Source organism: Lelliottia sp. 7254-16, assembly GCF_002922995.1.
Taxonomy (GTDB): domain Bacteria; phylum Pseudomonadota; class Gammaproteobacteria; order Enterobacterales; family Enterobacteriaceae; genus Enterobacter; species Enterobacter jeotgali.
Genome location: NZ_PQVS01000001.1, coordinates 229,265 through 242,472 on the forward strand (window position 1 = coordinate 229,265; position 13,208 = coordinate 242,472).

Annotated in this window: 9 protein-coding genes; 5 read left to right on the forward strand and 4 right to left on the reverse strand. The window is 53.5% G+C overall.

Translation table 11 applies throughout. From position 1 onward, the window contains the following. Positions 1-51: 51 nt before the first annotated feature. Positions 52-2,436 (reverse strand): membrane-bound PQQ-dependent dehydrogenase, glucose/quinate/shikimate family, encoded by a 2,385-nt coding sequence (locus C3708_RS01110; protein ID WP_103948994.1) that lies wholly within the window; start codon positions 2,434-2,436, stop codon positions 52-54. A gap of 287 nt (positions 2,437-2,723) precedes the next feature. Next, the gene (locus C3708_RS01115) at positions 2,724-3,647 is read right to left on the reverse strand and encodes a LysR substrate-binding domain-containing protein (RefSeq protein ID WP_095284267.1); all 924 of its coding nucleotides are present in this window, start codon (positions 3,645-3,647) and stop codon (positions 2,724-2,726) included. A 263-nt stretch (positions 3,648-3,910) separates the two neighbouring features. Here C3708_RS01115 and C3708_RS01120 point away from each other — a divergent pair, with 263 nt between their 5' ends. Both C3708_RS01120 and C3708_RS01125 read left to right on the forward strand, forming a co-directional pair. Then, the gene (locus C3708_RS01120) at positions 3,911-5,254 is read left to right on the forward strand and encodes a VOC family protein (RefSeq protein WP_103948993.1); all 1,344 of its coding nucleotides are present in this window, start codon (positions 3,911-3,913) and stop codon (positions 5,252-5,254) included. 42 nt (positions 5,255-5,296) lie between these two features. Then, positions 5,297-6,805, forward strand: a complete 1,509-nt coding sequence (locus C3708_RS01125; protein WP_103948992.1) for a carboxylesterase/lipase family protein — start codon at positions 5,297-5,299, stop codon at positions 6,803-6,805. On the opposite strand, the gene C3708_RS01130 is transcribed toward C3708_RS01125, so the two are convergent. Together C3708_RS01130 and ompC are read right to left on the reverse strand one after the other, a co-directional pair. Then, a complete protein-coding gene (locus C3708_RS01130) occupies positions 6,768-7,634 on the reverse strand; it encodes a LysR substrate-binding domain-containing protein (RefSeq protein WP_103948991.1) in 867 nt (288 codons plus the stop codon). The genes C3708_RS01125 and C3708_RS01130 overlap by 38 nt on opposite strands. A gap of 114 nt (positions 7,635-7,748) precedes the next feature. Then, complete coding sequence (gene ompC, locus C3708_RS01135) at positions 7,749-8,891, reverse strand: porin OmpC (RefSeq protein WP_103948990.1); 1,143 nt, start codon at positions 8,889-8,891, stop codon at positions 7,749-7,751. 450 nt (positions 8,892-9,341) lie between these two features. On the opposite strand from ompC, the gene C3708_RS01140 reads away from it, so the two are divergent. From C3708_RS01140 to C3708_RS01150, 3 genes are all read left to right on the forward strand, one after another. Further along, the gene (locus C3708_RS01140; protein WP_103946305.1) at positions 9,342-10,511 is read left to right on the forward strand and encodes a pyridoxal phosphate-dependent aminotransferase; all 1,170 of its coding nucleotides are present in this window, start codon (positions 9,342-9,344) and stop codon (positions 10,509-10,511) included. 11 nt (positions 10,512-10,522) lie between these two features. Further along, on the forward strand, positions 10,523-11,296 hold the full coding sequence (locus tag C3708_RS01145) for an ABC transporter substrate-binding protein (protein WP_095281975.1): 774 nt from the start codon (positions 10,523-10,525) through the stop codon (positions 11,294-11,296). Between the two features lie 245 nt (positions 11,297-11,541). Next, a complete protein-coding gene (locus tag C3708_RS01150; protein WP_103946304.1) occupies positions 11,542-13,197 on the forward strand; it encodes a glucan biosynthesis protein D in 1,656 nt (551 codons plus the stop codon). The last annotated feature ends 11 nt before the right edge of the window (positions 13,198-13,208 follow it).

Below are 13,208 nucleotides of genomic sequence, written 5' to 3' on the forward strand. Positions count from 1 at the left end.
GCGCCGCCGGGCAAAAAAAAGGGGCCAAGTGGCCCCTTTTGCTTTGTATCGTTATGACTTATCCGGCAAAGCGTAGGCAATAATGTAATCGCCCCTGTCCGGCGACTGGCGTGCGCCACCCGCGTTAATGATGATGTACTGTTTACCGGTTTTCGGTGAGACGTAGGTCATTGGGCCAGACTGGCTACCCACTGGCAGACGGTCTTTCCAGATCTCTTTCCCGGTGGCAGTATCAAATGCGCGCAGGTAGAAATCCTGAGTGCCCGCAAAGAACAGCAAACCAGACTGCGTTGACAGCGATGCCCCCAGCGTCGGCATGCCGATAGGGATTGGCATATGCATGCGAATGCCCAGCGGACCAGTATCTTCAACCGTACCGGCAGGAACCTGCCACACCAGTTTACCGCTTTTCAGATCCACGGCTGACATGGTGCCGAACGGTGGTTTCTGGCATGGAATGCCCAGCGGAGAGAGGAAGCGCTCGCGCATTGCCCCAAACGGCGTGCCGTCCATCGGTACGATACCCATCTCGATGCCGCTGGCATTTTTTGCCACGTTTGCGCGCGGCACCATGTAGTTTGCCAGGCCCAGACGCATATCGTTGACGAACATCAGACCGTTGTTCGGATCAACCGACACGCTGCCCCAGTTCATCCCGCCAAGCGAGCCAGGGAACTGCAGCGATCGGTCAAGGCCCGGAGGGGTAAAGACGCCCTGATGACGCATCTCTTTAAACTGAATGCGGCACAGCAGCAGATCGACCGGCGTCGCGCCCCACATGTCGGATTCCGTCAGTGTCTGGTTGCCAATCATCGGCATGCCCACGGAATACGGCTGCGTCGGGGAGTAACGTTCGCCTTCAATATTACCTGCCGGGACCGGACGCTCTTCGACTTTCGCCACCGGTTTACCGGTTTCGCGATTGAGCATAAAGATCATGCCCTGTTTACTGGTTTGCACCAGTACCGGCGTGGTACCACCTTTGCCGTCAGGCAGATCGTACAGCAGCGGCTGAGAAGGCAGGTCAAAATCCCACAGATCGTGGTGAGTGGTCTGGAAGTGCCAGCGCACCTGACCGGTCGTGGCATCGACGGCCACTATCGATGAGCTGTATTTATCGTCCAGCGCGGTACGTTCGCCTGCGTAGAAATCTGGCGTGGCGTTACCGGTTGGCAGATAGATCAGGTTCAGTTTGGCGTCGTAGGACATGGCAGACCAAACGTTCGGCGTACCACGCGTATAGGTCTGGCCTTCCGGCGGCAGGCCGGTCAGCTCAGGGTTGCCTGGGTCCCATGCCCACGCCAGTTTACCGGTGTGCACGTCATAGGCACGCACCACGCCCGGCGGTTCACCGGTGGAGAAGTTATCCGCCACGCGTCCACCGACGACGACCACATTCCCGGCTACCAGCGGCGTTGACGTTTGCTGGTAATAACCCGGTTTGATTTCACCCATACCAATGCTGAGATCAACCACACCGTGCTCACCAAAGTCTTCGCAGACTTTACCGGTATCGGCATTGATGGCAATCAGGCGCGCATCGGTGGTTGGCAGGAACAGACGACGGGAACAGGCGGCAGGGGGAGTGTCGCTTTGTGACGTTGTCACGACACTGTGATCTTCAAAGAAGCCAAGACCACGGCAGCGCTGCCAGTTAGGCGCAGTCGCTTTTGAATCGTAGCGCCATTTTTCTTTACCGGAATCGACATCCAGCGCCAGCACTTTGCTGTAAGGCGTGCAGACAAACAACGTGTCACCGATCTGAAGCGGCGTATTTTGGTCTTCTGCGCCGGAACCGTTGCTGACCGGGATGTCTCCCGTGTGCGCGGTCCAGGCCACTTTCAGTTCACCGATGTTTTGCTTATTGATCTGATCAAGTGCGGCAAAACGGTCGCCGTGGGTGGTGTTCCCCCAATGCTCCCAGTTTTTCTGCTCTTCGCCTGGTGCGACCGGTTTCACCGGCACCGGCTCATTCGCGGCGACCAGGGTTTGCGGTTTAAACATCCAGCCGACACTGACCAGCATGACCACTGCCAGCACAGCCGCAAGGGCAAATGCCGGTTTTGTGTTAGCCGGTTGATGGCTGTTGGCTGCACGCAGGAACGGCCAGACGATGGCACATAAAAATGCCAGCACCGCCAGGGTAAACAGACGCGAGAACAGCGGCCAGAAATCCCAGCCTGCATCGCTGACTGCCCAGAACAGCGACGCGATAAACGCGATGGCATAGAGCACGATGCCGCTGGTGCGATTCATCAGAATTAAACCGGCGGAGATCAACATCACTACGCCTACTATCAGGAAGTACCAACTTCCGCCTACGGTGGCGAGCTTAAAGCCCAGACCACCGATCGCCAGTCCGATGATGGCCATCAGAACGACCAGGAGCCACTGCAGGAGTCTCGGAACCCCGCGCGGCGCGCTGCCAAATGCCATGTCTATCTCCTTAAAGACCTCGTATTCATCCGACTGCAATGGCGTTACGTTTGTACCAAATGGATAATCGAATACGGATTTAATGATGATTTATACGATGAATACCGCTTGTACGGCTTTTAAATCCACGTGATGAAATGGTTTGCGAACCATTTGGTGAATTGGCAGCTATGATAAATCTGTTAAATTGTTTAGCGCAATTGTTAATAAATAATTTCGCATTATTTGATTAAACAGATTAAAAACCCGTCATGGCGACGGGTGCGGGGAAGGCTGAAAGCTGAAAATTAGACAGGCATCGACTTACGAATGGCGCTCAGCAGGGATTGTGCGCCCGAGGAGAGCGGAGAGTCTACGCGGGTTAGAATACCAATCGGCTCACCGGCTCCCGGCGAAGCAACGGGCAGAGCGATCAGCGTACCCTGGCGTAAATCTTCTTTCACTGCGCCGGAGGGGACGAACCAAACGTAGTCATAATCTACTGTGAGCTGACGTGAAAGCGAGGCTGACAGCGTTTCGATACAACCGGACGGCAGCTTGCAGCCCTGCATTTGCAGCATCACTTCGGCATTATGGCGGGGAACCGTACCTTTTGGTGACACAACGACGGGCCATTCCATCACCCGGCTCAGGGTCACCGTATCATGCAACAGAGGATGATGAGGGCGAACCACCAGCTTGAGCGATTCCAGGAACAACAGTTCGTAATTCAGACCGCCCATCAGCTCCGGGTCAGACATGCGTCCAATTCCGAGATCCAACTCGCCAGACTTTAAACCGGCCAGCAGCATTGTGTTATTCATGGTCGCCACTTGAAGCGTGGTGTTTTTTTGCTGCTTATGAAACTGTCCGATGGCTGAGGGCAGAATACCCAGTGCTGCCGTTGGCAAAGCACCTATGCGCACGACATCCGTTGGCTGATCGTCTTTGCGACTCAGAGCCTGACCGGCGGTATTCAGGGCGTCCAGTACTTTGACTGCGTGCGTCAAAAATTGTTCGCCGACGAGAGTGAGTTGAGCGCCGAGCCGCCCGCGATCGAACAGGCGCGTTCCGGTCAATTGTTCCAGTTCGTTCAGAGTCTTCGAAAGGGCTGGCTGGCTAAGATTAAGAGTTTCAGCCGCGCGCCCCAGCGTTCCCTGTTGAGCGACGGCCACAAAAGTGTGCAGATGGCGCAAGCGTATGCGCTGACTAAACAAACCATTTTTTTCCATATGCGATGTTAAGAACAGAGCCATGCGAGTGACAAGGAAAGATGTTTAATTTTGATAACCTGATAGCAAAATATTATTAACATTTGATCTATTTGAGTTACAAGATATTTTTCATACCCACATTCTTCTCTTATTAAGGCGACAGGCGTCAAAAGCGCAGGGAATGACCACTTGTCTGCCAGGATCACAAATCGTAAATTCTTCCCCCCAACGCGGATGGCCTTCTCTACACTCCAGGTAATATTCACTGGAGGCATGACATCATGGCGAACACCATCACGGCTGATGATATTCGGGAACACTTTTCGCAGGCTATGTCAGCGATGTACCAGCAGGAAGTTCCGCAGTACGGCACATTGCTGGAACTGGTCGCGGATGTGAATCTGGCGGTACTGGAAAACAACCCGCACTTACATGAACAACTCGCCAATGCGGATGAGCTGGCGCGTTTGAACGTCGAGCGCCACGGGGCAATCCGCGTGGGCAGTGCGCAGGAACTGTCCACTCTGCGGCGGATATTTGCCATTATGGGCATGTATCCGGTCAGCTATTACGATCTTTCCCAGGCAGGCGTTCCGGTACACTCCACGGCGTTTCGCCCGATTGATGATGCAGCGCTGTCGCGAAACCCTTTCCGCGTTTTCACCTCGTTACTGCGTCTGGAACTCATCGAGAATGTTGACCTGCGTAAACGCGCCGCTGAAATTCTCGCGCAACGTACCATTTTTACACCGCGGTGCCTGGAACTGATTGACCTGCATGAGTCTGAAGGGAAATTTAATGAAACTCAGGCGCGTGAGTTTGTTCGTGAAGCGCTGGAAACGTTCCGTTGGCATCGCCACGCTACCGTCGATCAGGAAACCTATCAGGCGCTGCACAATGAACATCGCCTGATTGCCGATGTAGTCTGTTTCCCTGGCTGTCATATCAACCATCTGACGCCGCGCACCCTCGATATTGACCGGGCGCAGGAGCTGATGCCGAAGTACGGCATTGAACCGAAGATCCTGATCGAAGGGCCGCCGCGCCGCGAAGTCCCTATCTTGCTGCGCCAGACCAGTTTTAAAGCGCTGGAAGAGCCGGTGCTGTTTGCCGGGGAACATAAAGGCACGCATACAGCGCGTTTTGGTGAGATTGAACAGCGTGGGGTGGCGTTAACGCCGAAAGGCCGCGAACTTTACGATCGTCTGCTGAATGAAGCGGGTACGGGGAAGGACAACCTGACGCATCAGCTGCATTTGCGTGATGTGTTTCAGACGTTTCCGGACAGTGAAATGTTCCTGCGTCGTCAGGAACTGGCGTATTTCCGCTACCGTCTGACGCCGACAGGCGAGGCGCACCGCCAGGCATTCCGGGCAGGTGACGATCCGCAGCCGCTGATTGAACGTGGGTGGGTAGTGGCGCAGCCGATTACCTATGAAGATTTTCTCCCGGTTAGCGCGGCAGGGATTTTCCAGTCTAATCTCGGGAATCAAACCCAGGCGCGTAGCCACGGAAATTCAAGCCGTGCGGCATTTGAGACCGCGCTCGGCTGCGAGGTGTTCGACGAATTTGAGCTGTATCAGCAGGCGGAAGACCGCAGTAAACGGCGTTGCGGTTTGCTCTGAAATCGCTACTCTGCTGGGGTGTGAAGGAAAAAGAAGGTGATTATGGAACACTCCACGACCCCAGTGGTTACCACGCGCCAGGGTGCGCTGAGCGGTTTTACCGATGATGATGTACACGTCTGGTGCGGTATTCCGTATGCCGCACCGCCCATTGGCGCGCTGCGCTGGCGATCGCCACAACCGCTTGAATCCTGGGACGGTATTCGTGTGGCCGATACGATTTCGGCATCCAGCTGGCAAAACAGTGATTATTGCCGCGAGCTGGGCGGGGGCGACCCGGGGCGCTTCTCGGAAGATTGTCTCTATCTCAACGTCTGGTCTCCAGTAAAACGCAGTGAGCCTCTGCCGGTGATGGTTTGGTTGCACGGTGGCGGATTTACGATCGGAGCAGGTGGCTTACCGCCTTATAACGGCAAAGCACTGGCGCGTCGCGAGGTGGTTGTCGTTACCATCAATTATCGGCTCGGGCATCTTGGCTTCTTTGCTCATTCGGCGCTGGCAGGCGAAGAAGCATCTGTGGTGCATAATTTCGCCCTGTGCGACCAAATTGCCGCGCTCAAATGGGTGCGGGACAATATTGCCGCGTTTGGCGGCGATCCGAATAATATGACCTTATTTGGCGAATCTGCCGGGGCGCGGAGCGTGCTTTCGCTGCTGGCTTCTCCGCTGGCGAAGGGACTGTTTCACAAAGCGATTGTGCAGAGCGGTTACACGCTGCCCGATACGCCGCGCGAGCAGGCGTTGCAAAAAGGCGAAGCGCTGGCGGCACATTTTGGCTTAGAAAATGCCACCGCAGAACAACTTCGCGCGATCCCGGCTGAAGCCTTCTGGCCACTGGCTGCACCGCTGAACATTGCGCCTACGCCGATCGTCGGTGATTGTGTGTTGCCCGAACCGATGCTGGATGTGTTCTTTGCGGCCCGTCAGCACCCGGTTCCGTTGATGATTGGCTCAAACAGCGATGAGGCCAGCGTCATGGCGGTGTTTGGTATCGATCTTGCCGGACAAATTCAAAAACTGCGCCGTGAGCGTCGATTTGGTCTGGGGCTGATCAAGCTGCTGTATCCCGGGGTGAAAGGGGATGAAGAGCTGGGACGGCAGGTGTGCCGTGATATGGCGTTTACGACCATGGGATTTGTGGTGATGCAGGCCCAGCAGCGCGTCGGCGAACCTTGCTGGCGCTACTGGTTTGATTATGTAGCAGAAGCAGAACACGACACCTACCTCAACGGGGCATGGCACGGGAATGAAGTGCCGTATGTTTTTGATACGCTGGGGAACATTGAACCTTCATGCCAGTATGTGAACGAACGCGACCTGGCGTTCGCCGCGCAGGTGGCCGATTACTGGGTAAACTTTGCCCGTCATGCGAGCCGAACCTGCGATGCGTTACATGGTCCGACGCGCTGGCCTGCCTGTCGCAAAGGTCGAGACGTATTGTTGCGCATCGGTTTGAATAAACATGCAGGTTTTCGGCTGGAAAACCGTTTCATGCGTGCCCGGATGAGTCTGTTTAAACGGGTGATGAAGCATCATGTGAGCCTTGATTAAGCAAGCACGCACGAAATGCGGCCAGTCCGGCGGCTTTCGCGCGTGATTCCCTTAAAACTAGCCGGTAACTGGCCCCGGTTTTGACGCTGGTGTCAAAAGGGCGCGCCAGACGTCCGGCTCGAATATCCTCTTCAACCAGCGTTTCGTCAGCGATGGCCACACCAAGCCCCTGCATCGCGGCGGTAATAGCCAAATCCATCGTGTCGAAATGCTGATTCCTGTGCATCGAAAGGGGGAGCTCTGCCTGTCTGGAAAGCCACAGTGACCAGTCCGTTTTGTCCCGCGTTGGATGAAGAAACGTCAGACTATCCAGCGGAGAATGCATACGCAGTGGGCTCATCACTGGCGTGAGTGCCTCTTCAAAAAGCAGATCGCCCGCGCTCAAATGGGTGCCGAAGACAATCGCAGCGTCATAAGATTCGGTTTTGAAGTTAACCGTATGATCGGTTGTGGTCGTCAGCGCAATTTGCAGTTCGGGCTGATCGCGTTCGACTTCAAGCAGCCGTGGGACCAGCCAGCGCATCGCGCACGTTGGTACTTTCAAACGCACTACCGTTTGCTGAGCGCGTGCTTGCTCGGCCACGGTAAGCAGATGTTCGAATGCAGCCTGTAAGTCTGGAAGCAGGGCGCTCCCCTGGGATGAGAGCCGTAATCCACGCGCATGGCGTTCAAAAAGCGGAAAGCCGAACCAGGTTTCCAGGGTGGCAATTTTACGGCTAACGGCACCCTGAGTGAGACACAGCTCTTTCGCGGCGTGAGTGAGATTCAGATGACGGGCGGTGACCAGAAAGGCGTCAACCGCATTGTGCGGAAACGAACGGCGCGACATAAACACTCCAGCTATGCGTTTTTTTCATGTCGTCCATCACACATGACCTTGCGGAGTCTGTCAATCGGCTAAAAAAAAGCCCGCCGGGTGGCGGGCTTTTCACGATACAAGGGATTAGAACTGGTAAACCAGACCTAAAGCCACGATGTCGTCAGTTGCGATGCCAGCATCTTTATAGAACTGATCGTCGTTGTCCAGCAGGTTGATTTTATAATCAACGTAGGTAGACATGTTTTTGTTGAAGTAATAGGTTGCGCCGATATCAGCGTATTTAACCAGATCTTTATCTGCATTATCGCCGTTGTAAGTTAAGTCCTTACCTTTAGATTGCAGGTAAGAAATCGCAGGGCGCAGACCGAAATCGAACTGGTACTGTGCAGTCACTTCGAAGTTCTGAGTTTTGTTAGCCACGCCGCCGATGTCGTTATTATCGGTGCTACCGTAAGCGGTCATGTTACGGGTTTCTGAATACATGGTTGCCAGATAGATATTATTGGCATCGTATTTCAGACCAGCAGTCCATGCATCGGCTTTATCGCCTTTTGCCATGTAATCACTGGCGCTATTTTGTTGCGCGTTGGTACGGTCAGATGAAGCATAAGCTGCACCTGCGCTGAAGCCCATGCCGAAATCATAGGTAGAGGAGATGCCGAAACCATCACCGTTCTCATGACGCGCATCGCGACCATTACCGTTGTTGGTGCCTTCGTTACCGTTGCCCGCACTTTCGTTATTACCCTGATACTGCAGGGCAAAGTTCAGGCCGTCTACCAGACCATAGAAGTTGTTGTTACGGTAGGTAGCAACGCCGTTCGCACGGCTGGTCATGAATACGTCAGCCTGAGAATAAGAGTCGCCGCCGAACTCTGGCAGCATATCGGTCCAGCCTTCTACGTCGTAAAGAACGCCGTAGTTACGACCGTAGTCGAATGAGCCGTAGTCACCGAATTTCAGACCCGCGAAGCCCAGACGGGTCCAGGACTGGTTTGAAGAACCTTCAGTGTTGTTGGCCTGAACGTTGTATTCCCACTGGCCGAAACCGGTCAGTTGGTCGTTAATCTGAGTTTCACCTTTGAAGCCGAGACGAACATAGCTCTGATCGCCATCTGCAGAAGTGTTGTCAGAGAAATAATGCAGACCATCGACTTTACCGTACAGGTCCAGTTTGTTGCCGTCTTTGTTATAAATCTCTGCCGCGTGAGCTGCGCCTGCTGCCAGCAGAGCAGGGATAACGAGTGCCAATACTTTTCTATTCATTTTTTCATTCCTTAGAAAGGTTTTTATTATGATTTGAAATGAACTTTTGCCCATAACAAGAATCACACGGATCCTAATATTGTTTTGAATGTCCCGGCAATTAATATGGTCCGGTAAAATGTTAGTATTTAATTCAAAATTAACCAAATGAAATCTTAATTAATATAAGTAATGAGTTAACCCAATTCATTCACTGCATTTATTTATTTTGAATTAACAGTGGTGTTGTTTTATTCTGATTTTACTTGTTTTGATGCAACGCTTTTAATATTTGTGATCGTTATTTGAGTTTTAAACAGAGAAATAATTTCAGCTTTCTTCTGGCTCGTAACGCTATCTAACGCATTGAGCCATGCATTTTCGTCATGACGCCTATGACAACAATTCGGTTGTCGTCACAGTAACCTTCTTGTTGAATAGTTATGCAATATCCACGCGAAAGGATTGATGATGACTCTGCATACTCCGGTGCAAACCCGCTCTAAACTGCCTGATGTTGGCACCACTATTTTTACCGTTATTGGGCAACTTTCCGCTCAACATAACGCCATCAATCTTTCTCAGGGGGCACCTAATTTCTCCTGTGATCCGAAACTCATCGCGGGCGTGACGCGTGCAATGGAAGCAGGGCACAACCAATATGCCGCCATGACAGGCCTGCAACCACTCAAAGAACGCATCGTCGATAAAATTGCCTCCTTGTATGGCACACGCTATGACGCCAGCAGCGAAGTGCTGATCACCGCCAGCGCCAGCGAAGGGCTTTATTCTGCGATCAGTGGTCTGGTGCATCCCGGTGATGAAGTTATTTATTTTGAACCCTCTTTTGATAGCTATGCGCCGATTGTCCGCTTACAGGGTGCAACGCCTGTGGCGATTAAACTGACGGTGCCGGATTTTGCCGTGGACTGGAATGAAGTCCGCGCGGCGGTGACGTCCCGCACGCGGATGATCATCATCAACACGCCGCACAATCCGAGTGGGCAGGTATTTTCAGCCGCAGATCTGGAACAGCTGGCAGCGATTACCCGCCAGACAGACATCATTATATTGTCTGATGAAGTGTACGAACACGTGGTGTTTGATGGTCAGCCGCATCACGGAATGGCCACGCACCCGCAGCTTGCGGAGCGCAGCGTGATCATTTCATCCTTTGGAAAAACCTATCACGTCACCGGCTGGCGCGTGGGATATTGTGTCGCTCCGGCTGAACTGATGGACGAGATTTGCAAAGTGCATCAATTTTTGATGTTTTCTGCCGATACTCCGATGCAGTACGCTTTTGCGGAACACATGGCCGATCCGCAAACCTGGTTGTCGCTGTCGGCGTTTTACCAGCGTAAACGCGATTTGCTGCAAAATTTACTGGCGGAGTCGCCGTTCCGTCTGCTGCCAAGCGCGGGGTCTTTCTTCCTGCTGGCCGATTACAGCCACTTCAGCGACGAAAGCGACAGCGAGATGGTCAAACGACTGATCGTTGAATCCGGAGTAGCAACCATCCCGCTGTCGGCGTTTTATACAGACGGGACGGATAACAAATTGATCCGCCTCTCTTTTGCAAAAGATGAGGCAACATTACGGGCAGGTGCGCAGGCCCTGTGTCGGGTTAAACCACGCTAAGGAGTGTTGAGATGAAATTTAACGCATTAGTTGTCGGCATGGGATTGCTGTGTTCATTTTCTTCCTTCGCTGCGACTGAGCTGCGCTATGGCCTGGAAGCAGAATATCCACCGTTTGAAAGCCGCAATGCGTCGGGCGAACTGGAAGGATTTGATATTGATCTGGGTAAGGCAATTTGCAAAGCCGCTGAGCTGAAATGCAGCTGGGTAGAGACCTCATTTGATGCGTTGATTCCAGGGCTGATGGCCAAGAAATTTGACGCCATTAATTCGGCGATGAACATCACCGAACAGCGCCGTCAGAGCATTGACTTCACCCAGCCAATCTACCGTATTCCTTCGCAACTGGTAGGGAAAGAAGGGAGTGGCGTTGAAGCGACGCCGGAAGGTTTAAAAGGTAAAACGATTGGCGTGCTGCAGGGTTCAATTCAGGAAACCTATGCTAAAGAGCACTGGGAAAAACACGGTGTCACCGTGGTGTCTTATAAAGATCAGAATATGGCCTGGGGTGACTTGCTGAATGGTCGTATCGACGCCTCGCTGGTGATGTCAGCGGCCGGGCAGGCAGGTTTCCTCAGTAAGCCGCAGGGGAAAGGGTTTGGCTTTATTGGCAAACCAGTGTCAGACGACACCATCCTCGGCAGCGGGATCGGTTTCGGGCTGCGTAAAGGTGATGAGGCCACCAAAAAACAGCTCGATGCGGCCATTGAGAAAGTCCGCGCTGACGGAACGATCGACACACTGGCGAAGAAATACTTCCCGGGTATCGATGTCAGCGTAAAATAATAATATTGCGCCTGATTTGCCCCCGATGCAGATGTCCATCGGGGGCTTTTTATTTAGGGTAATTCTGTTTTTCTAAACAATTCAGCTCATTCCCCTCGACAGAAAATATTTCTCGCTTTGCTCAGATTATCGCCGCTCAACAATTGGATTCTTAACCGTTTTTGTTTAGGCTGTGCGTTCTTTCTTGCCGTCGTTTCGCTGCCCGCGAAACTCATTCACACGACCATAAGGACGTTTTCCCAGGCATGAATCGCAGACGTTTTTTAAAAGGCTCGCTGGCAATGGCTGCGCTGAGCGGTACCGCTGGACTCTCATCGCTGTTTTCCCGCGCGGCATTTGCTGCTGAGTCGGATATTGCCGACGGTCAGAGCCGCCGCTTTGACTTCTCTGTCCTGCAATCGATGGCACACGATCTGGCGCAAACTCCGTGGGGCGGAGCTCCGCGTCCACTGCCTGATACGCTGGCCACCATGACGCCGCAGGCGTACAACGCCATCAAGTACGATGAGAAACAGTCTCTGTGGAACAATATCGAAGACCGTCAGTTAGACGTGCAATTCTTCCATATGGGAATGGGTTTCCGCCGTCGTGTGCGCATGTTCTCACTCGATTCCGCGACGTCCCAGGCGCGTGAGATCCACTTCCGCCCGGAGTTGTTCAGCTACAACGATACGGATGTCGACACTAAACAATTGCAGGGGCAGAGCGATTTAGGTTTTGCGGGTTTCCGCGCGTTTAAAGCGCCTGAACTGGCGCGACGCGACATCGTGTCTTTCCTCGGTGCGAGCTACTTCCGCGCGGTTGATGATACCTATCAGTACGGACTGTCCGCGCGTGGTCTGGCGATCGATACCTTTACCGACACGCCGGAAGAGTTCCCGGATTTCACTTCGTTCTGGTTTGAAACCGTCAAACCGAACGACACCACCTTTACCGTCTACGCGCTGCTCGACAGCCCAAGTATCACCGGTGCCTATAAGTTCGTGATCCACTGCGAGAAGAGCCAGGTGATCATGGAGGTGGATAACCACCTGTACGCGCGTAAAGACATCAAGCAGCTTGGCATTTCACCGATGACCAGTATGTTCAGCTGCGGCAATAACGAACGCCGCATGTGCGACACCATTCACCCGCAAATCCACGACTCCGATCGCCTGGCGATGTGGCGCGGGAACGGGGAGTGGATCTGCCGTCCGCTGAACAACCCGCAGAAACTGCAGTTCAACGCTTTCCAGGATAAAAACCCGAAAGGCTTTGGCCTGCTGCAGCTGGACCGCGATTTCTCTCACTATCAGGACATCATGGGCTGGTACAACAAACGCCCGAGCCTGTGGGTCGAGCCGCGCAATCAGTGGGGCAAGGGCAGCGTTGGCTTGATGGAGATCCCAACCACTGGCGAGACTTTGGATAACGTAGTCTGCTTCTGGCAGCCAGAAAAACCCGTTAAAGCGGGCGATGAGCTGGACTTCAAATATCGTCTCTACTGGAGCGCGCAACCGCCGGTCCGCTCGCCGCTGGCGAACGTCTTTGCCACCCGTACCGGCATGGGCGGTTTCCCGGAAGGCTGGGCGCCGGGAGAAAACTATCCGAAAGTGTGGGCGCGCCGCTTTGCCATCGACTTTGTGGGTGGCGATTTGAAAGCCGCTGCACCGAAAGGTATCGAGCCGGTCATCACTCTGTCTAACGGCGAAGCAAAACAGGTGGAAATCCTTTACGTTGAACCGTTCGACGGCTATCGCATTTTGTTTGACTGGTATCCGACCAACGACTCCACCGATCCGGTTGAAATGCGCATGTTCCTGCGCTGTCAGGGGGAGGCGATCAGCGAAACCTGGTTGTATCAGTATTTCCCGCCTGCACCGGATAAACGCAATTACGTTGACGACCGCGTGATGCGCTAACGCTGAAAATC

Coding starts and splice junctions, on each gene's coding strand:
- C3708_RS01110 (WP_103948994.1), bottom strand. CDS start 2,436: ATGGCATTTGGCAGCGCGCCGCGCGGGGTTCCGAGACTCCTGCAGTGG.
- C3708_RS01115 (WP_095284267.1), bottom strand. CDS start 3,647: ATGGAAAAAAATGGTTTGTTTAGTCAGCGCATACGCTTGCGCCATCTG.
- C3708_RS01120 (WP_103948993.1), top strand. CDS start 3,911: ATGGCGAACACCATCACGGCTGATGATATTCGGGAACACTTTTCGCAG.
- C3708_RS01125 (WP_103948992.1), top strand. CDS start 5,297: ATGGAACACTCCACGACCCCAGTGGTTACCACGCGCCAGGGTGCGCTG.
- C3708_RS01130 (WP_103948991.1), bottom strand. CDS start 7,634: ATGTCGCGCCGTTCGTTTCCGCACAATGCGGTTGACGCCTTTCTGGTC.
- ompC (WP_103948990.1), bottom strand. CDS start 8,891: ATGAATAGAAAAGTATTGGCACTCGTTATCCCTGCTCTGCTGGCAGCA.
- C3708_RS01140 (WP_103946305.1), top strand. CDS start 9,342: ATGACTCTGCATACTCCGGTGCAAACCCGCTCTAAACTGCCTGATGTT.
- C3708_RS01145 (WP_095281975.1), top strand. CDS start 10,523: ATGAAATTTAACGCATTAGTTGTCGGCATGGGATTGCTGTGTTCATTT.
- C3708_RS01150 (WP_103946304.1), top strand. CDS start 11,542: ATGAATCGCAGACGTTTTTTAAAAGGCTCGCTGGCAATGGCTGCGCTG.